The organism is Zwartia hollandica (assembly GCF_019923725.1).
Taxonomy (GTDB): Bacteria; Pseudomonadota; Gammaproteobacteria; order Burkholderiales; family Burkholderiaceae_B; genus Zwartia; species Zwartia hollandica.
In genome coordinates, this window is the sequence record NZ_JAHXRI010000001.1 from 225800 (window position 1) to 248227 (window position 22428).

22 protein-coding genes are annotated in these 22428 nt (G+C 52.6%); 9 read left to right on the forward strand and 13 right to left on the reverse strand.

What is annotated here, in order from left to right; all coding sequences use genetic code 11:
- Positions 1-39 precede the first annotated feature (39 nt).
- From KZZ10_RS01055 to folC, 3 genes are all read right to left on the reverse strand, one after another.
- Positions 40-528: a CvpA family protein gene (locus KZZ10_RS01055; RefSeq protein ID WP_259659635.1), complete on the reverse strand. Its 489-nt coding sequence runs from the start codon at positions 526-528 to the stop codon at positions 40-42.
- A complete protein-coding gene (locus KZZ10_RS01060) occupies positions 525-1316 on the reverse strand; it encodes an SPOR domain-containing protein (RefSeq protein ID WP_259659636.1) in 792 nt (263 codons plus the stop codon). The genes KZZ10_RS01055 and KZZ10_RS01060 overlap by 4 nt, the downstream gene beginning before the upstream one ends.
- A gap of 64 nt (positions 1317-1380) precedes the next feature.
- On the reverse strand, positions 1381-2688 hold the full coding sequence (folC, locus tag KZZ10_RS01065) for a bifunctional tetrahydrofolate synthase/dihydrofolate synthase (RefSeq protein WP_259659637.1): 1308 nt from the start codon (positions 2686-2688) through the stop codon (positions 1381-1383).
- Between the two features lie 118 nt (positions 2689-2806).
- On the opposite strand from folC, the gene KZZ10_RS01070 reads away from it, so the two are divergent.
- From KZZ10_RS01070 to KZZ10_RS01095, 6 genes are all read left to right on the forward strand, one after another.
- Positions 2807-3718: a DMT family transporter gene (locus KZZ10_RS01070; RefSeq protein WP_259659638.1), complete on the forward strand. Its 912-nt coding sequence runs from the start codon at positions 2807-2809 to the stop codon at positions 3716-3718.
- Complete coding sequence (locus KZZ10_RS01075; protein WP_259659639.1) at positions 3718-4506, forward strand: NRDE family protein; 789 nt, start codon at positions 3718-3720, stop codon at positions 4504-4506. Before KZZ10_RS01070 ends, KZZ10_RS01075 begins: the two co-directional genes overlap by 1 nt.
- A 71-nt stretch (positions 4507-4577) precedes the next feature.
- Complete coding sequence (imuA, locus tag KZZ10_RS01080; RefSeq protein WP_259659640.1) at positions 4578-5315, forward strand: translesion DNA synthesis-associated protein ImuA; 738 nt, start codon at positions 4578-4580, stop codon at positions 5313-5315.
- A complete protein-coding gene (locus tag KZZ10_RS01085) occupies positions 5251-6603 on the forward strand; it encodes a Y-family DNA polymerase (protein WP_259659641.1) in 1353 nt (450 codons plus the stop codon). Before imuA ends, KZZ10_RS01085 begins: the two co-directional genes overlap by 65 nt.
- Positions 6587-9724, forward strand: coding sequence for an error-prone DNA polymerase (locus KZZ10_RS01090; RefSeq protein ID WP_259659642.1), 3138 nt, complete (start codon positions 6587-6589; stop codon positions 9722-9724). Before KZZ10_RS01085 ends, KZZ10_RS01090 begins: the two co-directional genes overlap by 17 nt.
- 33 nt (positions 9725-9757) lie before the next feature.
- Positions 9758-10213: a GatB/YqeY domain-containing protein gene (locus KZZ10_RS01095; RefSeq protein ID WP_259659643.1), complete on the forward strand. Its 456-nt coding sequence runs from the start codon at positions 9758-9760 to the stop codon at positions 10211-10213.
- Positions 10214-10226: 13 nt separating this feature from the next.
- On the opposite strand, the gene KZZ10_RS01100 is transcribed toward KZZ10_RS01095, so the two are convergent.
- Positions 10227-10637, reverse strand: a complete 411-nt coding sequence (locus tag KZZ10_RS01100; protein WP_259659644.1) for a PaaI family thioesterase — start codon at positions 10635-10637, stop codon at positions 10227-10229.
- A gap of 52 nt (positions 10638-10689) precedes the next feature.
- The gene (locus KZZ10_RS01105) at positions 10690-11103 is read right to left on the reverse strand and encodes a BPTD_2524 family lipoprotein (RefSeq protein WP_259659645.1); all 414 of its coding nucleotides are present in this window, start codon (positions 11101-11103) and stop codon (positions 10690-10692) included.
- 80 nt (positions 11104-11183) lie between these two features.
- Between KZZ10_RS01105 and KZZ10_RS01110 the strand changes: the two genes are divergently transcribed.
- The 3 genes from KZZ10_RS01110 to KZZ10_RS01120 all read left to right on the forward strand — a co-directional run bounded on the left by KZZ10_RS01110 (position 11184) and on the right by KZZ10_RS01120 (position 13213).
- The gene (locus KZZ10_RS01110; RefSeq protein ID WP_259659646.1) at positions 11184-11555 is read left to right on the forward strand and encodes a DUF423 domain-containing protein; all 372 of its coding nucleotides are present in this window, start codon (positions 11184-11186) and stop codon (positions 11553-11555) included.
- Positions 11556-11639: 84 nt separating this feature from the next.
- Positions 11640-12809, forward strand: a complete 1170-nt coding sequence (locus tag KZZ10_RS01115) for a thiolase family protein (protein WP_259659647.1) — start codon at positions 11640-11642, stop codon at positions 12807-12809.
- 2 nt (positions 12810-12811) lie between these two features.
- Positions 12812-13213, forward strand: coding sequence for a Zn-ribbon domain-containing OB-fold protein (locus tag KZZ10_RS01120; protein WP_259659648.1), 402 nt, complete (start codon positions 12812-12814; stop codon positions 13211-13213).
- Between the two features lie 98 nt (positions 13214-13311).
- Here the strand turns inward: KZZ10_RS01120 and KZZ10_RS01125 are convergent, their stop codons facing one another.
- The 8 genes from KZZ10_RS01125 to glnL all read right to left on the reverse strand — a co-directional run bounded on the left by KZZ10_RS01125 (position 13312) and on the right by glnL (position 22415).
- Positions 13312-14577: a DUF945 family protein gene (locus KZZ10_RS01125; protein WP_259659649.1), complete on the reverse strand. Its 1266-nt coding sequence runs from the start codon at positions 14575-14577 to the stop codon at positions 13312-13314.
- A gap of 35 nt (positions 14578-14612) precedes the next feature.
- A complete protein-coding gene (proC, locus tag KZZ10_RS01130; RefSeq protein ID WP_259659650.1) occupies positions 14613-15446 on the reverse strand; it encodes a pyrroline-5-carboxylate reductase in 834 nt (277 codons plus the stop codon).
- A 14-nt stretch (positions 15447-15460) separates the two neighbouring features.
- Positions 15461-16318, reverse strand: a complete 858-nt coding sequence (gene ubiA, locus KZZ10_RS01135) for a 4-hydroxybenzoate octaprenyltransferase (protein WP_259659651.1) — start codon at positions 16316-16318, stop codon at positions 15461-15463.
- A 2-nt stretch (positions 16319-16320) separates the two neighbouring features.
- The gene (locus KZZ10_RS01140) at positions 16321-17271 is read right to left on the reverse strand and encodes a LysR substrate-binding domain-containing protein (protein ID WP_259659652.1); all 951 of its coding nucleotides are present in this window, start codon (positions 17269-17271) and stop codon (positions 16321-16323) included.
- Positions 17272-17302: 31 nt separating this feature from the next.
- Positions 17303-19408: an ATP-dependent DNA helicase RecG gene (gene recG / locus KZZ10_RS01145; RefSeq protein ID WP_259659653.1), complete on the reverse strand. Its 2106-nt coding sequence runs from the start codon at positions 19406-19408 to the stop codon at positions 17303-17305.
- 29 nt (positions 19409-19437) lie between these two features.
- Positions 19438-19824 (reverse strand): Rid family detoxifying hydrolase, encoded by a 387-nt coding sequence (locus tag KZZ10_RS01150; protein ID WP_259659654.1) that lies wholly within the window; start codon positions 19822-19824, stop codon positions 19438-19440.
- Between the two features lie 84 nt (positions 19825-19908).
- On the reverse strand, positions 19909-21366 hold the full coding sequence (gene ntrC, locus KZZ10_RS01155) for a nitrogen regulation protein NR(I) (protein ID WP_259659655.1): 1458 nt from the start codon (positions 21364-21366) through the stop codon (positions 19909-19911).
- Positions 21363-22415 (reverse strand): nitrogen regulation protein NR(II), encoded by a 1053-nt coding sequence (gene glnL / locus KZZ10_RS01160; RefSeq protein ID WP_259659656.1) that lies wholly within the window; start codon positions 22413-22415, stop codon positions 21363-21365. Before glnL ends, ntrC begins: the two co-directional genes overlap by 4 nt.
- Positions 22416-22428 lie beyond the last annotated feature (13 nt).

Sequence of the window (22428 nt, forward strand, 5' to 3'; positions counted from 1 at the left end):
TATCGGTTAAACCGAAAAAATAAAGCACGAAGACCACATTCAGTAGGGCAACCATCCCGCGATCGGTTCAGGCAGCCGCACTTTAATTTGTTGAACTGCCGAGACGACCTGCGCCGAAAACATCGCGTTCTTCCACCACGATTCGTTCGGCAATGGCGTATAACCCGCCAAGGTCACTAAAATTAAAACAAACAAGGCGCCTCGCACTAGACCGAATAGCCCCCCCAGACCGTGGTCCGCGGGAGTCAAGCCTGTCTTACTAATCAAAGCACTCAAGGTCATATTGACGAGCCCGAGCGTCAGTAACACTGCGATGAAGATCCCTAGGTAAGAGACAGCCATTCTTAAAAAGGACTGTGTAATCCAGGCCTCTACCCAATCAGAGACCTCGGGGCCCCACCAAATCGCAGCTAAAAATGCTGAAATGTAGGCGACTAATGACAACACTTCTTTGAGCAGCCCTCTCAACAATCCCAGCACAGCCGAGACCCCAAGTATTGCAATCAGAACGAAATCGAATCCGGTCACTGCGAGGCTATAAAGGCGCCGCTATACCCCAACGTGCGCAACCGAGTCTGAGCAGCCTGTGCTGCCTCGCGGGACGGGAACGGACCGATGCGCACACGATACTTGGGGTTACCGTTCACATTCACTGGGCCATCAACAAAAGCATTGCTCACACCGGAAGCTAACAACTTCCCACGCTGTCGTTGCGCATCATCTGCTGAATCAAGCGACATGGCTTGTACAACGAAATTGCCTGCTGCCGGTGGGGGACGAGGTGCTGCAGTCTGAGCGGGTGTTGGGCTTGCGCCAGCGGGTCGGACAGGCCTGCCTTCAAGCAAGGCGAGCGCACGCTCGCCGTCTGCCGAGCGTGCGCTCAGCGCCGGGCTCGCGGCTTTTGGAGGCTCCGTGCGAGTAGGAGGATCGGTACGCTTGGGATCCACTTTTAACTCAGGCTTCGGATCATCCGAAACTGCGGCTGTTGCTCCCGGAGCTGGGGCGGCGCCAGGAGTCGCCTGCGCGACCGCAGTGGGTTCAACCGCCGCAGGCGGCTCTGGCGCATTCGGCCCAAAGGGAGCTGCCTGACGATCAGGGATGCGAATCGGTATATTTGTCGCGACTGGGGCGGGCTCTGAGTCAAGCAACATTGGCAGGACAATGACCGCAGTTAAGACCAACGCCACTGCGCCAGCGAGACGACGACGCGCCCGTACACGCATTTCAGCCGCTTGGGCCTCACTCGTAACCGAGGGACGAGGCTTGACCGCTGGCTTGCGGGCGCTGGCACTATCTTTTCTAGAAAACAGTCCCATTATTCACACATCCTGGCCGTAAAACTGATCGCGCACATAGTCACCAAAAGTGATTGGACTTTTTTTAAATGCGTCCGATTGCAGTAAGTGCCTCGGCAACTGTTAAAAACGATCCGAACACTACGATTCTATCATCCGGGTTAGCCTTGGCGACGGCCGCTTGATAGGCTTTTTCGACATTGACAAAACCAGAAACTTGTATGTTTTTAGCGCCACTTGGATCATAACTTTGCACATATTGCCGCACACGCGACTCTAACGCTTGGCCGGTTACCCCTCGAGCCCCGGGCAGTCCTGCGCAAAACCAGTGGTCTACCCGTCCAGCCATGTGCCCCAACACGCCCTCAATATCCTTATCGGCCAACATTCCGAACACTGCGTACGTGTAAGGGTGAAAGCCCATATTTCCAAGGTTCTTTTCCAGTACAGCCGCCGCATGGGGATTGTGTGCCACATCCAAGATGGTTGTTGGTTGGCCGGGTAAGATTTGAAAACGTCCTGGCAGAGACGCCTGCAACAGCCCCTGTCTTACGGCCTGCTGGGGCACCGCGAGTCGCTCACGTAACGCTTCAAGTGCTGCGAGTGCTGCAGAGGCGTTCAACAGCTGATTAGCCCCTCGCAAAGCGGGATAGGCTAGAGCATTGCGCCGCTGCTGTCGGCCTGCAAAAGCCCATTGCTGTCGATCACCGGAATAATTGAAGTCGCGGCCAAATAGCCACAGATCTGCACCAATATCTTGCGCGTACTGCAGCAACGATAGAGGCGGCGCCGGATCGCTGCATATTGCAGGACGACCTGAACGATAAATGTGTGCCTTTTCGAAGCCGATTTTTTCACGTGTATCACCGAGCCAATCGGTGTGATCAATATCAACACTAGTCACGATAGAACAGTCGGCATCCACAATATTGACCGCATCCAATCGACCACCCAAGCCGACTTCTAGCACCCAGACATCGAGCGCCTGGGTGGCAAAGAGCGCCATCACAGCAAGTGTCGTGAACTCAAAGTATGTCAGGGAGACGCCTTGGCGTGCGGCTTCGATCCGTTCAAGTTGATCAACGAGCATGGCATCATCGACAATGACACCGTTCAAGCGCGCACGTTCATTAAAGGAAATCAGGTGCGGAGACGTATACAACCCAACCCGATAGCCCGCCGCCAACAAAATTGACTCGAGCATGGCGCAGGTTGAGCCTTTACCATTCGTGCCACCAACCACAATTTTGACCGCCTCCGCCTGTAAATCGAGGCGATGGGCAACTTGCTGTACACGCTCTAGCCCCATATCAATCGCGCTGGGATGAAGCGCCTCGAGATAAGCAAGCCACGCTGCGAGCGTAGAACCTTGAGGTGGGTGCGTGGAAACCATAAACATTGCTATCCGGATTGTTCTTCGTAGATTGCAGTTTAACAGTCGGGCTACAGGCACTGCGCCCACCAGCCTAGTTAAGCGTGGTGTGTAAAATCAGTTGTCAACAAGGAAATGTATGTCCAACTCCCGCAAACCGTTAGACGGCACGGCCTTCGCCTGTATTGTTTTTCTCTGCACACTTTGGGGTGGACAACAAATTTTTCTAAAACTCGCCGCACAGGATATCGCTCCAGCGATGCACATTGCCTTGCGCGGCTTCATCGGTTGCGTGCTGCTCGCGCTGTTTATGTGGCACAAGAAAATATCACTCGCACTATGGCGTGGGCCTTGGGTGGTTGGTTGCTTGGTGGGCCTATTATTTGCTGCCGAGTGGTGGATGATTGGTGAGGGGCTCGCACGCACCACCGCCTCTCACATGGTGGTGTTTCTATACACAACACCCATTTTTACTGCGTTAGGCCTGCATTACTGGGTACCGGAAGAACGCCTCAGTTGGTTGCAATGGTGCGGCGTGCTGACTTGCTTTACCGGAATCGCGGTCGCGTTTCTTGGCGGTGCTGATCAGCCACATTTCAACCTTACGACAATATGGGGTGATCTTTTAGGTTTGGGCGCGGGTTTTCTATGGGCAATGACAACGGTCATCATCCGTTGCAGTGAACTGGCCAAGTTGCCTCCAGCACAAACAACTTTCTACCAGCTCTTTTGTGCGTCAATCGGGATATTGTTGGTCTGCTTAGCCACGGGAAATGCCAGTGTGAACTGGACCCCGTTCGTCATCACTAGCGTTTTAATACAGGGTGTCGTGATTGCCTTTTTAAGCTTACTGCTTTGGTTTTGGTTATTGCGTCATTACCTGGCATCCCGCGTGTCCATTTTTACGTTTCTCACACCCTTGCTGGGAGTCACGTTTGGGGTGTGGATCTTGGATGATCCGCTCCATCCAGAATTCGTCTGGGGTGCGCTGATGGTGTTGAGCGGAATGATTCTTGTCAACATCCCTAAGAAAAAGCAGCAGGTTGTTTAATGTGCTTGGCAATTTTCTCCCTCAATCGCTTACCTGACTGGCCACTTATCATTGCGGCGAATCGCGATGAGTTGCACACCCGCCCTACCCTAAGCGCTGCACCTTGGGATAACGCCACACATATTCTGGGCGGACGTGATCTTGAGGCTGGCGGAACTTGGCTCGGCATGACGCTTTCAGGACGGATCGCATTGCTGACGAACTACCGTGAGCCGACCCCTCGTAAACTCGATGCGCCTTCGCGAGGACAACTCACAGAAAACTATCTGCGGGGAAACCACACCGCCCAAGCGTACGCGCAGACCGTACATCAAGACTCATCACTCTATAACGGCTTCAACCTGCTTGTGGGGGATCATCGCGAACTTTGGTATTGCTCAAACCGCAGTGCTACACCACCACAGCAATTAACGACCGGAATCTTTGGGCTCTCTAACGCTGTACTGAATGCTCCTTGGCCGAAAGTATTGCGCACACGCAACGCGCTTGAAAACCACCTGCGTGATGTAACAACCCCTTCGGCAGAAGTATTGTTTAGTATTTTGCAAGACACGACGGCGGCCGCTGAACATGAACTGCCTGACACCGGTGTTGGGCTTGCACGCGAAAAAATTTTAGGTAGTCCCTTCATTACAGATCCCCGGTACGGCACACGCTGCACCACGATTGTTCTGCAACACGTTGATGGAAAAGCGATTTTTCTTGAAAAACGCTATAACTCATTAGGCCAAACCGAAGGTCTTGTTCGCTGGGAAATCGACACGCAGCAACAAAAAATTATTGCTTGAAGTTTGTTTGAAAAAGAAAATAATACTGTATATTTGTACAGTATTATTCTTCAACTCTTTCAGCCTTCAGTATGCTTTTCTCCTCGATTTCGACGCAAAACACCCGTGCTATCGCTCAGCCACAGCACATTCATCCAGACCTTTGGCGAGGCTCTGAACTCAGTACATACACACGCCCCACCATTGGCACAGGGCACGAAAGCCTTGATGCCGAACTACCTGGTCGTGGCTGGCCAACGGGTGTATTAATTGAACTCCTGATCGCGCGTGCGGGAATTGGCGAACTACGTCTATTGCGCCCTGCGCTCGCCTCGCTCGACCCGCTGCAGACGATCGCGCTCATTAATCCACCGTACATCCCCAACATTGTTTGTTGGAAAAACTGGTTAAAGACGCCTCGTTCCATTTTTTATGTGCGTACAGCACAGCGCCGTGATCAATGGTGGGCAGCGGAGCAAACACTTAAGAACGGGAGTTGTGCGGCGCTGTTCTGCTGGACAGACAGCATCCCACAACTTGCACTCAAACGACTACAGCTAGCTGCACAAACAAGCCAAACCCTTTTCGTGATGTACCGACCACTTGCGGTCAAGGCAATCGCTTCACCCGCCAGTCTACGGCTCACACTAGAACCCGATCGCGCAGGGAATTTGCATATTTCTGTCATCAAACGACGTGGTGCATTGCACAGCAAGTTGCTTTGTCTCCCGCGTGACACGCATAACGACTTTATGAGCACTCAAGATGGCGATATGGATCGGCTTGCGCCTACACGCACTCGAACGCTGGCAACCGCCTTGGCACTCTGAACCCGAGCCCTTAATCGCTAAGCGTTCCGTGCAAGCGCAGCAATCGATTTTCGATCACTGCGCTCAGCATGCGCTCGCCTATACACCAGCGGTTTATCAAGCAGAAGAACATACCCTGCTGCTAGAGGTTGAGGCAAGCTTACGCTTATTTGGCGGCCTACGAAAAATTCTCTACAACATACGAAAGGGTACGAGCACATTGCATGGTCAGCTCAGCACCAGCGTGGCTCCGACCCCGACAGGCGCATGGCTACTCACAAACGCTAGGCAAGTGCCTTTCCGCTACGCTTGCTCATTCGCCTCGTTGAAGCGAGCACTCGACCCACTCTCCTGCCTCGTTCTGCCCGGCGCGCAAGAGCATCGCAACTGGCTCGATGCGATTGGTTGTAAAACATTCAAGGATTTGCGTGCTTTGCCGCGTGCAGGGCTAGCGCGACGGATCGGACCAGCACTTCTAAAAGAGCTCGATGCTGCGTACAGTCAAGCACACACGGCGCTTAAAGCCTATGTGCCTCCACCTCGATTTGTGCAGTATCTCGATTTGACTGAGCGTATGGAGCATACCGCAGCCATTATGCACGTTGTGGAACACGTGCTATCGCAGTTGTGCGCATGGCTTGTTGCCAAACGTAGTGCCCTCACGCGCTTACGCATTACCTTGCACCACGAACGCTACAAAGAGAGTGCCGTACACACACAACACGATTTAGCGTTCGCCGAGCCGGTATATACGCTTGGCAGCCTCACCCTGCTAGTACATGAGCACCTTGAGCGCTTACCTCTAAAAGATTCTGTTGTAGCTTTAACAGTAGAGAGCCTCGATATCACCGAGCTACAACACACCGCAGGGGGATTGTTTCCGGAAACGCTTCGCACGCCCGCAGAGCGACGCAAACTTTTTGATCTGCTCACATCAAGGTTAGGACCGAAATCGTTATTACACCCCGCACCAGTCGCGGACCATCGTCCTGAGATCGCAAACAGCTGGATATGCACACCCATCAATCATGAAAAGCCCACACAGGACGACGCACTCCAGTTACTCGATCGACCTTTCTGGCTGCTACCCGTTCCACTTGCACTGCGTCTAGAACGAGATCGGCCGTTTTATCAAACGACACTTGAGCTACTACGTGGCCCTGAGCGTCTCGAGTGTGGCTGGTGGGATGGACCAAGTATCGCAAGAGATTATTTTGAGGCCCGCGATAAAACTGGTGTGCGTTATTGGATTTACCGTGAGCGCGATACGGATCCCGCGCATTGGTATTTGCATGGAATCTTCAGTTAGCGCCATGCATATAGAACAACCGTCAGGGCTACCAGAGTACGCAGAGCTCAGTGCATCCAGCCACTTTTCTTTTTTGCGTGGCGCTTCTGCGCCAGAAAGTCTCGTTGCGCAAGCCGCTGCCCTAGGCTATCACGCGCTTGCCCTGACAGACGAATGCTCCCTTGCAGGGATTGTGCGCGCACATGTTGAAGCCAAGAAAATAGGTCTAAAACTTTTAGTCGGCTCAGAGTTACGCATCACACCCAAGGTATACGGATCCTTCCGAATAATTTTGCTGGCGCAAAATCGCGAGGGCTATGGCAACTTATGTGAAACCATCACGCGTGGGCGTATGCAAGCCCCAAAGGGTCAGTACTTATTACAACCTGACGATGTGCTCACCCAGTGTTGCCTGGCTGTTCTAATGCCCGATTACTTTGCGACACCTCAAGAGCTAGATCAACGCTTGAAGTGGCTTAAGACAGCCTATCCCGAACGCGCTTGGGTGGGAATCAGTTACCTGTATCGCAGTCACGAACGATCTATTAATCAACAAATCGAACGTGCAGCAACGCACCATGCCTTACCTTGCGTCGCACTAGGGCAAGTTGAAATGCACAAGCGTTCGCGCAAGCCGCTGCACGACACGCTCGCAGCAATCCGTCTGCGCAAAACAGTGAGCGAGTGCGGCTATTTGCTTGCCTCAAATGCAGAGCAACATCTGCGTAGCCGCATGCGGCTGGCCGCGCTGTATCGTGCAGAGCTACTGCAAGAAACCGTCCGCATTGCACAGCTCTGTACCTTTACCTTGGACAGTCTGCGCTACGAATATCCTGAGGAAGTTGTCCCGAACGGCTATACCGCTAAGCAGTATCTGTACGAACAAACCATGTTGGGAGCGCAACAACGCTACCCAAACGGCATACCTATTCAGGTACAACAGCAGCTCAATGCAGAACTTACGCTTATCGCAGAGCTGCAATACGAAGCTTACTTTCTAACGGTTTATGACTTAGTGAAATTCGCTGTGAGTCGAGACATTCTTTGTCAAGGCAGAGGCTCTGCAGCAAACTCCGCTGTCTGCTATTGCTTGGGCATTACCTCGGTCGACCCTGCAAATGGCAATGCACTCTTCGAGCGATTTATTAGTCGCGAGCGTAATGAGCCTCCCGATATCGATGTTGACTTCGAACATCACCGTCGCGAAGAAGTTATTCAGTATCTATATAAAAAATACGGTCGCACTCGGGCGGCTCTCACTGCTGTGGTGACGTCTTATCGACCACGCAGTGCGCTGCGTGATAGTGGTCGTGCGCTAGGCATTGATCCAGGGCGTATCGATCAAGTAGCCAAATCTTATCGCTGGTGGGATGGCAAACAAGAGCTAATGAAACGCCTTGCTGAAGCGGGCATGGATACCGAAGAAACTGTTACCCAACAATGGGCGCAACTTGCTCAAGCCCTCATGGGTTTTCCGCGTCATTTATCCCAGCATCCAGGCGGTTTTGTTCTTGCGCGCGGCTTGCTTTCGCGCATGGTACCTATTGAAAATGCCGCAATGCCCGAACGCAGTGTCGTGCAGTGGGATAAAGATGACTTGGATGCCGTCGGGTTACTCAAAGTAGACGTATTAGCCCTAGGAATGCTGACCGTTATTCGTCAAGCATTGCATTTAACCGCCCGACGCCGGGGCGTAACGCGTTTCGAACTGCATGAGGTTCCGCAAGAGGATCTTGCGACCTACGACATGATTTGTCAGGCAGATACCGTCGGCGTGTTTCAGATCGAATCGCGCGCGCAAATGAGTATGTTGCCGCGACTCAAGCCACGCTGTTTTTATGACCTAGTGATCGAAGTTGCCATCGTACGACCAGGTCCGATCCAGGGCGGCATGGTCCATCCCTATCTCAGGCGGCGTCAAGGTCTTGAAGCGATTGTCTATCCCAGTCCTGCGGTACGTGAAGTTCTGCAGCGCACCTTAGGAATACCGATTTTTCAAGAGCAAGTCATGAAAATCGCTATGGTTGCGGCTGGCTTTAATGCAGGTCAAGCGGACGCACTACGCAGATCAATGGCTGCTTGGCGGCGCAAAGGTGGCGTAGATCAGTTTCGAACACGCCTAATTAATGGCCTACTCGCTAACGGTTACACATCAGAATTTGCGGATGCAATTTTTAAGCAGATTGAGGGTTTCGGAGAGTACGGATTTCCTGAAAGCCATGCGGCGAGCTTTGCCTTGTTGGCATACGTCAGTGCTTGGCTTAAATGCCACGAGCCCGAGGCTTTTCTGGTGGCCCTACTCAATGCGCAGCCAATGGGCTTTTATGCACCTTCGCAGTTGATACAAGACGCACGTCGCCATGGCGTTACTGTTTACCCAGTCGATGCAGAAAAGAGTATGTGGGACTGTACGCTGGCGCAACCTAGGTCAGCCGCACGACCTGCGGTGCAGTTAGGTCTGAATCAAATCAGTGGCCTGGAGCGCGCCTCTGCACTTGTTATTGAGCGGGTCCGCCGCGAGGCTGCCTTTGCCAATCTACAGGATTTCGCAAAGCGGACTGAACTTAGTCACAGTACGCTACAAAAGTTAGCGCAAGTTGGCGCTTTCGATTGCTGGTCTACTCATCGCCGAAACGCTGCCTGGGAAGTTACCGGTCACATCGCGACCAAAGGCTTATTGCGCGAAGCACCGATACAGGATGACATTTCGCTCGATTTACCAGCACCGAGTGAAGCGGAGAACATGTTGACGGACTACCGCCAACTTGGCTATACACTCGGCCGCCACCCGCTCGCTTTATTACGCAGTCAATTAAGCCGACTGCGATTTTTTTCAGCACAGTCACTTTCTGACTTCGAGGACGGTCGACTTGCACGTGCCTGTGGGCTCGTCATTTTAAGACAGCGCCCTCCTACAGCCAATGGTGTTCTGTTCCTCACTCTCGAGGATGAAACAGGCTCTGTAAACGTAATCGTACGAGCCTCGTTACTAGAACGAGAACGTCATCTGCTTTTGCATGCCCCATTACTGGGCGTAGTTGGAGTTTGGCAACATATACAGGGGGTCAAACATCTTTTGGCAGGTCGTCTGGAAGATCAGACGGCATTGCTGCATACGCTCCAAAGCGCGCACACTCTATAATTCGTTTATCCCTCGTTTTTCGGAAAGCACAATATGTCAGACTTAAAACTGCGACTCGCCAATTCCGTCAAGGACGCTATGCGCGCCAAAGCCTCTGAACGCCTCAGTACCTTGCGTTTTTTGCAAGCTGCGATCAAGCAACGAGAAGTCGATGAGCGTAAAGAGTTAAGTGATGCCGAAGTAGTCGCCATCATTGAAAAACAAGTTAAGCAACGCCGGGAGTCAATCGCAGCCTTCGAGCAAGCGGGCCGCACCGAAACCGCAGCGCAAGAGACTGCCGAGATGGCCGTCCTAAAAGAATTCCTGCCCCAAGCAGCTAGCGAAGCCGATATCGCAGCAGCCATCGATGCTGCCCTAGCTGAGGTCCAAGCACAAGGCATAACAGGTGCGCCCGCAATGGGCAAAGTCATGGCTATTTTGAAGCAAGCGCTAGCAGGACGCGCAGACATGTCTGCGCTTTCCGCTCTAGTAAAAGCAAAGCTAGGTTAAGGCGTGGAGGTGATTACGCCTTCACCTTCAGAACCTTAAATGCAGCGGAAGCTTTAGCAATCAACTTCCCGCTCGTATCCAGAATTTCACCTTCGCAAAAGGCAATCGAGGCGCCGCGTCTAATGCAACGCGCCTCGATGGTGAGGTCTGTCATCGCAGGCTCGATACAGCTCGTGTGCATGTCAATCGTTGCCATCCCGATCCCTAACGGATCGTTGGCACGACCTGCTGCGCTTAGTGTGAAGTCTAGAATACTCATGAGCGCACCACCATGAATATGCCCACGACTATTTAGCAACTCACTACGGATACGTAGCCGTGTCATCGCGCGATCGTTCTCGCACAATACCGGCTCAAGTTGCAGAAAGTCGAGATAGGGGATCTCAAGTCCGAAATATTTTTTTTGATGATTTGAAGATGACACAGCAGCTCTACGAAAGAAAAAATATAAACAAAAACAAATATGCTTCACGCACCTAGCGAGGCGCTGCCCGCGGCATGTAACTTGAGCAAGTAGGCACGCCAAACTGCATGACCTCATGCAGCGCAGAAAGCGATGCGCGATTCCACATATTCACGCCCATGACTGTTGCGACGACCTCAGTGTTCCGCTCCCCCAGAGAGCGCATATCAACCTGCGCATAAGGTGTCGAACCCAGCACTCCGGTCACCCAAACCCGCGCAGAACCACTGGCTTGATCACTCGAAGACTTAACTGGAAACTCGCCGTCAGCACTCCAACACTCTTTCGCTTGCGCCTGCGCACGTGCGAAGACCTCCTGAAAAGCTACGGGGACTGTAAAGCTATCTTTAGGCGAATTTGTCGGATTGATCCCTAAACAGCCGCCCAACAGAATTGGACAAATGAGAGTGAGCCAATGTCGTTTCATCTTGTGTTCCTTGGCGCTGCCCAGCGGGCGTTAAAGGTTGCATAATACGCTGAGAATTTTAACTATATTTGTAGCCCACCATGACCAACCTCATTCCGACACCCCGCTTCTGGCGCTTGGTAGCGGCCGCGCTTGGTCTAACTGCGGTAGCCTTAGCCGCCGCAGCAGCCCATGCGATCGCAGACCCAAAAGCCGCGCTGTCTGTGGAGCGCGCCGCAATCATGCAACTTATCCATGCGGTCTTGCTTGTCTACCTTGCGAGTTTGCCAGGCAGCTGGATCCGCCTTGCCCGGTGGGCCACTCTGTTAGGACTCGTTCTCTTTTGCGGTGGGATTTACACAAAATATTTCGCAGAGATCGTGAGCGCGGGCGCATTGGCACCCGCAGGGGGCGTCATGCTCATGCTAGGCTGGATGCTCTTAGGACTATCAACCTTCACCAAGGACAACTGAGGCCAAAGCTGCATCCTTAAAACAAGTGCATACAACAGTGGTACAAAGCTATTTCACAATTTTTCAACTACCAAAATATCGCATATGAGCATACGAGACAAAGCCTATATCGTTGGCGCCTACGAGCACCCAACACGCAAAGCACCAGATAAATCCGTTGCGCAACTACACGCCGAGTCTGCACGTGGCGCACTAGAAGACGCTGGACTGACACTGGGTGATATTGACGGCTACTTCTGTGCTGGAGACGCGCCAGGCCTGGGCATGCTGAATATGGCCGACTACATGGGGCTAACTAAACTGCGTCACGTAGACTCAACCGAAACCGGTGGTTGCTCCTATTTGATCCACGTGTCCCATGCTGCGCAAGCGATTGCAGCTGGCAAGTGCGATGTCGCGCTAGTGACGCTAGCTGGCCGCCCACGTTCTGCCGGCTCCTCTGGACTCCAGCCACGCAATTGGGGATCTGACCTACCGGACGTTCCTTTCGAGGCGCCTTTTGGATCGGTCACAGTTAATAGTTATGCCATGGTGGCAGCCCGTCATATGTACGAGTTCGGCACGACCGCGGAACAACTGGCGTGGGTAAAGGTTGCTGCGTCTCACCATGCCCAACATAATCCACATGCGATGCTACGAGATGTTGTGACTGTGGAAGATGTGGTTAATTCACCTCTCGTCTCTACGCCCTTACACCGTCTAGACTGCTGTGTCGTCAGCGATGGTGGTGGTGCACTCATCATCGCCCGGCCAGAAATTGCAAAGTCACTGAAGCGACCACTCGTAAAGTTACTGGGTGCTGGCGAAGCTGTAAAAGGTCAACTTGGCGGTCACGTTGACCTCACCTACTCAGCTGCGCGATTTTCTGGTGCAGCCGCTTTCAAAGAAGCAGGCATCACTCACCAAGATATCAAATACGCTTCGATTTACGACAGTTTCACCATCACCGTCATCATGCAGCTCGAAGACTTAGGCTTCTGTAAAAAAGGCGAAGGTGGAAAATTCGTGGCCGACGGCAACTTAATTTCTGGTGTGGGTAAACTTCCATTCAACACGGACGGTGGCGGCTTGTGTAACAACCATCCGGCAAACCGAGGTGGAATCACCAAGGTGATTGAAGCGGTCCGCCAGTTGCGCGGCGAAGCGCACCCAGCAGTACAGGTAAAAAATTGCGATATCGCCCTTGCTCACGGCACGGGTGGTTTCCTCGGCTCGCGCCATGGTAGCGCGACTCTGATCATGGAGCGTAACTAATCATGACGATGATGTATCAACCCAACCCGATTCCCGCACCGGCCCAAGAAAAAGGCAATGAACCATTTTGGGATGCGGCCAAGCTCGGGAAATTTCTAATCAAGAAATGTAAGTCTTGTGGTCAAACTCATTGGTATCCGCGTGAACTCTGCCCCTTTTGTATGAGCGACACAGAATGGATTGAAGCCTCTGGCAAGGGCACGATCTATTCCCTAAGCGTCATGCAGCGTGGCAACCCTAACCCGTATTGCATTGCCTATGTTTCGCTCGACGAAGGGGTCACGATGATGACTCAAATTGTAGATTGCGACCTCGAAGCGCTGAAAATTGGGCAAAAGGTGAAGCTCGTTTTCAAACCGACTGAAGGCGATGGACCACCTGTACCGATGTTTACCCCTGTATAAAACAGAGCCGAATAAAAAGCCGTGCGTAGTCAATTAAATTGACCACGCACGGTTTTTTTTGCACCAGCCTGTGTGCGAGCCCTCTCAACGACTCGTTATTACTTCAAGGCCTCATTGATCAGCGCATCAAAATAATCAAGATTCGCTTTTACATCAAAGGTCTTCCCATTCGCTTTGATCGAGCCACCCGCAAGCTCAAAACTAGCGCGTAAGCCCTCTTTGGTTGGAACCACCAAACCAAACAACATCGCCAATGATCGCTGCTTGTTGTCTAAGACCCGACCATTCGCATCGATTTGCCCAGAAGCGCGAATCGAATCTACCGTTGAAAACTTCGCAGCTTTGGCAGGCAAGACCTCAAGCTTGAGTGCGCCTTGAACGGATCCTGCGTCAGTCTTCGCTGCAAGCGTTGGAATACCAATTGAAAAACCATCACTAATCAATGTGCGTAACGCTTGTTTCACACGAGACTGCTCATCAGCTGTCAGCATCCGAAAGTCATTGGTGTCGTGACCTACAGCAGACAAAGCCTCGACGCTAGCGCTGTTCATTCCAGTAACGGCAAATTCAAGAGAAACATCCCGTAGTTTTTGCCCCGCAACATCAAGCGATGCAACCTTGGGATGGACCGTCAAATCAATGCGCTTATCCTTTTCTCCAGTCGTGCTCGTCAAAACAAAGTTCTCGGCAGTGAACTCTTTAGTACTAACCTTTGCAATCGCCAAGGAGCCAGAACCAATCCCCTTTTGTCTGTCGCTTACCTCTGACTGCATGTTGACACCCTGCACATCTAGGACATACTCAGCAGTACGCATAGTAAGACGATCGAGCTTGAAATCAGCGGCAAGTGTCTTGGCACCCCATGCAATATTTCCCGTTAGAGGACTGAAGTCAAATGAATCTCTGCCCTGCCGGACGGCAAGCTTGGGCAGACTGAAACTCGATCGAGCCGCCCCACCATAAGCAAGCTTGCCGTGACCATGAAGATCAAACTCTTGACCAAAGAAATCTTTCAAAGCCTGTGCGCGTGGTCCAGCTGGCTTGACGTGCCAGTCAAACCGCATCGCCGAGTCTGGTAACAGTAAGTTCGATACCTTATAGGTAGCCTGTGCCGTGTAAAGTGCTGTGCCATCCTTCGCGTCAGCACTGACGTCTGCGAACTGCAGATCAAAAGAACCCTTTGCCGACAACAGTGACTGCTCGTGTTTAACGTTCACAATCCGTAGAGCGGCCCCAGGCTTATTGCGTTCGGTAATCGTAGAGACAAACTTCTCGGTGCTGCGCCCGACGTAGACACTTGCGCCAAGCCAAACAGCTAGGAGCACTACGATCAAACCGCCTACTGCAGCAAATAGCTTTTTCATTAGGTCATTCCTGTTATTAAAATTTACTGCTGAATCTACTTCCCGAATTCAATCGAAAGCTCCGCCGCGCGACGATCTGCTGCTGCCATCGCCTGAACCACTGTTTGACCAAAAGCCTGTTGCGCAAAAACATCCAGCGCCGCCGCAGTCGTTCCCCCCTTGGACGTGACCCGCTCCCGGAGCACGGAGGGAGCTTCCGCAGACTGCTGCGCGAGTTTCGTCGCACCAGCAAGCGTAGACAAGGCTAAGTCCCTTGCCTGTTGCTCTGACAAACCGAGTGCAAGCCCCCCTTTAATGAGAGACTCGAGGAAAAGGAACACGTAGGCCGGTCCACTGCCAGACAGTGCCGTTACGGCATCAATGGCCTTGTCGTTATCCACCCAAACCACTTCGCCTACGGTAGAAAGCAATGCAGTCGCGCGCTCCCGATCGGCTGCGCTCGTTGTCGCGGGTGCGCTCATCCCGGTTACTCCAGCTCCGACAAGTGCAGGCGTATTGGGCATGCAACGCACCACATTACCAAACGGTTTGGCATCCTCACCAAGCCATTTGCCAAGTGAGTCAATTGAAATCCCCGCAGCGATACTAATGACTAACGTGTTGGGTTGTAGCCAAGCACGGCACTGTAATACGACATCCCGCATCTGTTGTGGCTTGACAGCAAAAATCCAGACCTGGCGCTGACTGAGCAGCGTATCTGGTGCGGCGCTCACACTGACAGAACGCGCACGCCATTGCTCTCGTAGCACCTCGGCTACCTCAATTACATGGACCTTTTCGGCGGGACAGCCCTGAGCCAGCATGCCCGAGACCAAAGCGTTCGCCATGTTACCGCCACCAATAAATGCCACCGAAGGAAATGTTGCCATCATTCATCCAAAAATCAATAGAGTGTGAGCTGAAGTCCAATACCGCAAAATACCGCAGCGCCAAGCCAGGTGTTATGTAAAAAAGCCTTAAAGCAGGCTTGGCGGTCACGGTCTCGTATCCAGTAAATGTGCAACGCGGAAATACCAAGCGCAAGCAACAAGCCTAGGAAATAAGGCCATCCATAGCTAAGCAAGTAACCGACAACGCCTAGTAAAGCGATTGCTAACAGATAACAAAACGCAACCAAAGAAACATCGTAGCGACCAAATGTGATCGCAGATGTCTTGAGTCCGAGTCGTAAGTCATCGTCACGATCAACCATGGCGTATTCCGTATCATACGCAATTGCCCAGCATACATTGGCGAGAAGCATCACCCAGGCTACGCTGGGTACCTCGTTCTGTATCGCAGCAAACGCCATCGGAATCCCGAAGCCAAAAGCAACGCCTAGATAGGCCTGCGGGATCGCGAAAAACCGCTTGAACAACGGATAGGTTACTGCGAGTATTGCCGCAATAAGCGCCAATAAAATAGTCAGTACATTCAAAAACAATACCAGTACGAAGCTAACCAAACCCAACACAGCAGCGACATATAAGGCTTCGCGTGGCTCGATCAATCCAGCTGTCAACACACGCTTTTCCGTACGTGCGACATGTCTATCAACATCTCTGTCGAAGTAATCGTTCATAGCACACCCTGCAGAGCGCATCAAAAATGTGCCTAGTACAAAGATGCATAGAATCGCTGGCTCTGGCCACCCATCTGCAGCGACAAAGAGCCCCCATAGTGTTGGCCAAAGCAAAAGCAAGGTACCGATAGGCTTATCGAGACGTACTAGTTTGGCATACAGACCGAGACGTTCAAACACAGCTAACCGCGCTCCTTCTCGTGCAGGTTATCAAGCATATGGACATCCTCTAACCCGCAATGGAATACTGCTTGAACCAGCGCATCAATTGCAACCGTACGAGGAAAGCTTTTCCGCCACGCGAGCACAACACGACGATTAGGCACGGGTACATCAAACTTGATGTACTTGAGCAATTTACTACTGCGGTCCACAGATGACACCGAACTGGCGGGCATCACAGTGATCCCTATACCGGCTGCAACCATATGGCGAATGGTCTCCAGTGACGAGCCCTCAAACGTCCGCTGAATACCTTCGCTCGTCGCAGCAAACCTGGATAGCTCGGGACAAACTTCTAATACCTGATCGCGAAAGCAGTGCCCACTGCCAAGCAACAACATGTTTTGTTGCTTGAGATCTTCAGCAGAAATAGATTTTCGGGATGCCCAAGGATGCTGAGACGGAATAGCGACGACAAAGTCTTCATCATACAGGGGCAAAACACTTAGACCGGAATCTGGGAGCGGTAACGCCATGATTGCGCAGTCAATTTCTCCTTGACGCAAAAGCTCCAACAAGCGAACGGTGAAGTTCTCTTGCAAGATCAATGGCATTTGGGGGGTACGTTCGATCTGTTTCGGCACAAGTTTCGGTAACAAGTACGGGCCTATCGTGTGGATCACTCCAACGCGAAGCACACCGGCAAGAGGATCACGACCAAGGCGTGCAAGCTCTTTGATACTGGCGCTTTCCTCAAGTACCTTTTGCGCCTGCAACACAATTTGCATTCCAATCGCAGTCACACCGATCTCCGTCCCTCCCCGCTCAAACAGTGTGACACCTAACTCATCTTCTAGCTTCTTGATGGCCACAGACAAAGTCGGTTGACTGACAAAACAGGCATCGGCCGCACGACCAAAGTGCTTTTCACGAGATACTGCAACGATATACTTCAATTCTGTAAGAGTCATAGCTATTTCGCCCAATCAATCAGCAAATCATTTAAGTTCGTAAATAATCTTCTTTCCCACGCATCCACCGATCTAGGTGTTTGCGAACCGTTTGCGGATCCGTCTCACGCAATACGATGGCTTGTTCCCGTGCAACAACGACCAACCCACCATCCTGAGCCAGATCAGCAAACTTCAATAACGTGAGTCCTGACTGCCGCGATCCCAATAGCTCACCAGGACCACGCAAGTCTAGGTCGCGCTGTGCGATCTCAAACCCATCCTGTGTTTCGTACATTGCCCGCAGTCGCTGACGAGCAAGCATCGACAGAGGAGTTTGATACATCAAGACACACACCGACCGCTTTGCGCCTCGTCCAACGCGACCCCGTAACTGATGCAACTGAGCCAAGCCAAAGCGCTCAGCGTGTTCAATAATCATCAACGAGGCGTTAGGAACATCGACACCCACCTCGATAACCGTCGTCGCAACGAGCACATCAAGCTCAGCGTTCCTAAAGCTATTCATCACTAAAGCTTTCTCGGCAGGTGTCAAACGACCGTGTACCAAGCCAACACGCCGAGGACTCAACGCTTGAACAAGCTCCGCGTATGTGTCGACGGCATTTTGCAAATCTAACGCCTCGCTCTCTTCGATCAGGGGACAGACCCAGTAGGTTTGCTGACCTTCGGCACAGGCCTGCGCCACGTGCGCAATAATATCCATGCGACGGTCTGAGGCAAATAATTTGGTGACGACCGGAGTTCTCCCAGGCGGTAGTTCATCAATCGATGACACCTCAAGGTCGGCGTAAAAAGTCATCGCGAGCGTACGCGGAATGGGCGTCGCACTCATTGTTAACTGATGCGGGATCAGATCCAGTGTTGTCCCCGCCACTGAGCCTCGGACTGCATCCTCGCCCTTACGGGATAAAGAGAGTCGTTGGCTAACGCCAAAGCGATGTTGCTCATCGACAATAACGAGGCCTAAGGCACAGAACTCTACGCCCTCTTGGATGAGCGCCTGCGTGCCCACGACTAACTTAGCCTCGCCGGAGCGAATCGCCTCAAGCGACTCGCGCTTGGCCTTTACTGGCATGCTGCCTGCTAGCCAACAAACCTTCACCCCCAGAGGCTCAAACCACGAGTGCATCTTATTGAAATGTTGCTCGGCAAGAAGCTCGGTTGGGGCCATTAGCGCTACTTGGGCATTGTGTGAGATCGCTCGCAGCGCTGCGAGGGCAGCAACAATCGTCTTGCCGCTACCGACATCCCCCTGTAGCAATCGATACATCGGAAAGGAGCGTCCAAGATCGGACTCGATTTCTTGTAACACGCGCGCTTGTGCTGCCGTGAGTGCAAATGGCAGACTGGCGAGTAGGCGCTCGGTCAAAGAGGCGTCTTGCTTACCAGATACCACCGGACCCAAGGGACGGGCACGCCTAACTTGTCGTTGGTCTCTTGCTGCAGCGAGAGACAACTGCTGTGCTAGTAGCTCATCAAATTTAATACGCGTCCATGCGGGATGCGTGTGCTCGAGCAAACTGGTCGGGTCTAAATCCGCAGGTGGAGAGTGAATCGTTTGCAACGCCTCACGCAATTCCATCAGGCCAAGTCTGGAACGGATTGTGTGCGACAAGGTATCACACAAATCTACCGTCGTCAGGGCTGAGCCAATCGCCTTGCGCAGACTGGCTTGCGATAATCCGTCAGTGGTAGGATAGACTGGTGTGAGCGCCATCGACAACGGCGCACCGGCGACACTTACCTTCGGATGCACCATCTCGAAGCCGTGACGAACCCCACGAACTTCGCCGCGCACGCGCCAGCGCTTTCCTGGCGTCATCTGTGCTTGTTGACTTGGATAGAATGTCAACCAACGCAAGTGAATCTCGCCTGACTCGTCGCGCAGAACCGCCGTCAACTGCCGACGGGGTTTGAGGACGATTTCGCTACGCACCACCTCACCTTCGATTTGCGACATCAGCCCAGGGCGCGCGGAGGCGATCGGCATAATTTGCGTCTCGTCCTCGTATCGCAGCGGGAGATGCAATACAAAATCTTCGGCGCTCATCAGCCCTAAGCGCAAAAATTTAGACTCGAGGCTAAGAGCGGGTGTCTTAGCACTCTGGCGTTTTGGTGCAGAACGAGCACTCACGTCAGCGACAAGCGACGAATGGCGAGTTCTTAAACGACGATAATCGCTTCAATCTCAAATTGCGCACCCTTCGGTAGGCTCGAGACGCCGACCGTTGAGCGTGCAGGAAAAGGCTGTGGCAAGCGCTCAGCCATCAAAGCATTCACGATGCCAAACTGTCCCAAGTCCGTGAGAAACAAATTCAGTTTAATAATATTTTCAAGCGAACCACCGGCAGCCTCAATCACCGCCTGCATGTTTGAAAACGCTTGTTTGACTTGATCTTCAAACTTGTCAGACACCATTTCACCGGTGCTAGGTACTAGACCAATCTGACCAGACAAGAAGATCATCTTGCCGGTTGGCGCCTGGACCGCCTGTGAATACGGACCAACCGCAGCGGGAGCTTTGGCTGTGTGAATGATCTGTTTGGACATGAGAGACTCCTGGATTTGACTATCAAAATTTTATAGACAATAGTTTAATCCAATTGCTCTGGAATGTCCCCTACAAACACGCCTTCACGCAGCGATATCGGCCCCGCCTGCATCCATCCCTAGTTCCCGCAATTTACGGGTAATCGTATTGCGCCCCATCCCGAGCCGCGCTGCAGCTTCTACACGTCTGCCGCGACACACATCTAGGGAAGCTTGCAAGATGGTGCGCTCAAACATCTGGGTCAAAACCAACCAGACCTCAGGATCGGAGCGTGATAGACGTAGCGTCGCATCAGTGGCTAACAGCTGCTGCCAAGTTCGGTGCTGCGCCTCGGGTTGAACACTCATACCAACCGCAGCGATTGGCAACTGGGCCGCGCGAACTTCTGGGGGTAAATCCGCTACACCGACAGTCTGGCCCGGTGCCATGACAGTTAACCAATGACAAAAGTTTTCGAGCTGCCGAACATTACCTGGAAAATCGAAATGCGCGAGCGCCTGCATCGCGGGCTCAGAGATGCGTTTAATAGGCACACCTACTCCACGTGCCGACATCGCCAGAAAGTGTCTAGCCAATTCTGGCACGTCCTCGCGACGCTCCCGCAAAGGTGGCAAACGGAGTCGTATCACGTTTAGTCGATGAAATAAGTCTTCACGAAACTTTCCTTCACGGACACGATCTTCCAACGGCTGGTGCGTAGCGGCGACAATACGCACATCCACTCGGACAGGCTGAGAACCACCCACACGGTAAAACGTACCATCGGACAATACCCGTAGCAGTCGCGTCTGCAACTCGAAGGGCATGTCACCGATCTCATCTAGAAAGAGCGTACCGCCACTTGCTTCTTCAAAACGCCCACGCCTAAGTGCGTTCGCGCCAGTGAAGGCGCCGCGTTCGTGCCCAAACAACTCCGCTTCGAGTAAGTCCCTCGGAATCGCAGCAGTGTTTAAAGCGATGAAGGGGCCTTTTGCGCGCGCGCCATGACTATGAAGCGCGTGCGCGACGAGCTCCTTACCGGTTCCAGACTCACCGGTAATCAGCACCGTGACATTTGACTGAGCCAAACGACCAATGGCTCGGAATACTTCCTGCATGGCGACCGAAGAAGACTGAGTCAATATTCCCTTGTCTTGAGATATATCCGATCTTCCAACACCGATAGCGACCTCTTCGGCTTCGGGCTCCTGCACAGCGCGTGATATCAATGCCACGGCATCATTGATATCGAATGGCTTGGCCAAATAATCAAACGCTCCACCCTGGAATGCCGTCACCGTACTATCTAGATCACTAAAAGCGGTCATGATAATGACCGGTAAGCTAGGATACTTTTCCTTCACGTGCTTGAGCAGTTCGAAACCATCTGTGCCTGGCATGCGAATATCGGAAATCAACGCGGCCGGTATCTCGGTTCGCAAGGCTGCTGAAACTTCGTTCGCACTGACGAAACTTCTGGTGACCATACCAGCACGACCCAACGCTTTCTCTAATACCCAGCGAATGGCCTGGTCATCATCAACGATCCAGACAGGTTTCATAACGACTCCAAAGGTAACATCAGCCGAAACTCGGTGTGTCCGGGTTTCGAGTCAAATTCAATTACGCCACCATGCTGTTGGACGAAATCCTGCGCAAGGCTCAGGCCTAAGCCCGTTCCACCATCACGCCCAGTCACAAGTGGATGAAAAATCCGGTCTTGAATTGTCTCGGGCACGCCAGGTCCATTGTCTAGTACAGATACGACAACGGCCATGCGATGTTGTTTATGTCGCAATAAAACTTGTCGTGCGACTCGCGTTTTGATTGTGATATGCGGCGATGCAATTTGTGCTGATCCTGTCAGCACTTGCGCAGCGTTTCGCACGACATTTAATAGCGCTTGCATCAAGCGTGCAGGGTCTGCGCGAAACTCTGGCATCGACGCGTCGTAGTCACGCTGCAATGCGACGCTGCGAAACTCGGCGCGTACCAGTGCACAGACACGCTCGCACACCTCATGGATATTGACTGACTGCCATTGCACTGGCATGCGTTGAGGCGCCGCTAAGCGATCTACCAAAGCCTGCAAACGATCCGCTTCAGAAATAATAACTTGTGTGTACTCCTGCAACGCAGGGTCGGGCAATTCAGACTCGAGCAACTGCGCAGCGCCGCGTAACCCCCCAAGCGGATTCTTCACCTCATGCGCCAGGTTGCGCAACAACTCATGCTGCGTTTCGATTTCGTCAACCAAGCGAATACTGCGATCGACCAGCACACGCTGCTCGATATCTTTAACTTCAATGAGAGCGGCCCAAGGTCGCCCAAGGAGCGCAATCGAAGTCACACTGACTTCGACAGAATCTGCACCTCGACGTGTGTGTGCGAACTGGCGGCAATCATCCACTGCACCCGAACACGCTTGCCGGAAAGACTGCTCAAGCGCAGCATCACGCTCAAACAAATGGGCGGCTGGCCACCCTACCAGGGAACGCCTAGACCGCCCGAACATCACTTCTGCCGCCGCATTCGCTTGTGCAACTTCGCCGTTCTGGTTCAGTAACAGAACCGTCGTGGCGAGTAGATCGAAAGCTTCAACGGAGTTCATGGGTATCAGGCCG

Coding starts and splice junctions, on each gene's coding strand:
- KZZ10_RS01105 (WP_259659645.1), bottom strand. CDS start 11,103: ATGAAACGACATTGGCTCACTCTCATTTGTCCAATTCTGTTGGGCGGC.
- KZZ10_RS01095 (WP_259659643.1), top strand. CDS start 9,758: ATGTCAGACTTAAAACTGCGACTCGCCAATTCCGTCAAGGACGCTATG.
- KZZ10_RS01120 (WP_259659648.1), top strand. CDS start 12,812: ATGACGATGATGTATCAACCCAACCCGATTCCCGCACCGGCCCAAGAA.
- KZZ10_RS01060 (WP_259659636.1), bottom strand. CDS start 1,316: ATGGGACTGTTTTCTAGAAAAGATAGTGCCAGCGCCCGCAAGCCAGCG.
- KZZ10_RS01090 (WP_259659642.1), top strand. CDS start 6,587: ATGGAATCTTCAGTTAGCGCCATGCATATAGAACAACCGTCAGGGCTA.
- ntrC (WP_259659655.1), bottom strand. CDS start 21,366: ATGAAACCTGTCTGGATCGTTGATGATGACCAGGCCATTCGCTGGGTA.
- KZZ10_RS01125 (WP_259659649.1), bottom strand. CDS start 14,577: ATGAAAAAGCTATTTGCTGCAGTAGGCGGTTTGATCGTAGTGCTCCTA.
- KZZ10_RS01115 (WP_259659647.1), top strand. CDS start 11,640: ATGAGCATACGAGACAAAGCCTATATCGTTGGCGCCTACGAGCACCCA.
- KZZ10_RS01070 (WP_259659638.1), top strand. CDS start 2,807: ATGTCCAACTCCCGCAAACCGTTAGACGGCACGGCCTTCGCCTGTATT.
- proC (WP_259659650.1), bottom strand. CDS start 15,446: ATGGCAACATTTCCTTCGGTGGCATTTATTGGTGGCGGTAACATGGCG.
- KZZ10_RS01150 (WP_259659654.1), bottom strand. CDS start 19,824: ATGTCCAAACAGATCATTCACACAGCCAAAGCTCCCGCTGCGGTTGGT.
- KZZ10_RS01140 (WP_259659652.1), bottom strand. CDS start 17,271: ATGACTCTTACAGAATTGAAGTATATCGTTGCAGTATCTCGTGAAAAG.
- folC (WP_259659637.1), bottom strand. CDS start 2,688: ATGGTTTCCACGCACCCACCTCAAGGTTCTACGCTCGCAGCGTGGCTT.
- KZZ10_RS01085 (WP_259659641.1), top strand. CDS start 5,251: ATGGCGATATGGATCGGCTTGCGCCTACACGCACTCGAACGCTGGCAA.
- KZZ10_RS01075 (WP_259659639.1), top strand. CDS start 3,718: ATGTGCTTGGCAATTTTCTCCCTCAATCGCTTACCTGACTGGCCACTT.
- KZZ10_RS01110 (WP_259659646.1), top strand. CDS start 11,184: ATGACCAACCTCATTCCGACACCCCGCTTCTGGCGCTTGGTAGCGGCC.
- imuA (WP_259659640.1), top strand. CDS start 4,578: ATGCTTTTCTCCTCGATTTCGACGCAAAACACCCGTGCTATCGCTCAG.
- glnL (WP_259659656.1), bottom strand. CDS start 22,415: ATGAACTCCGTTGAAGCTTTCGATCTACTCGCCACGACGGTTCTGTTA.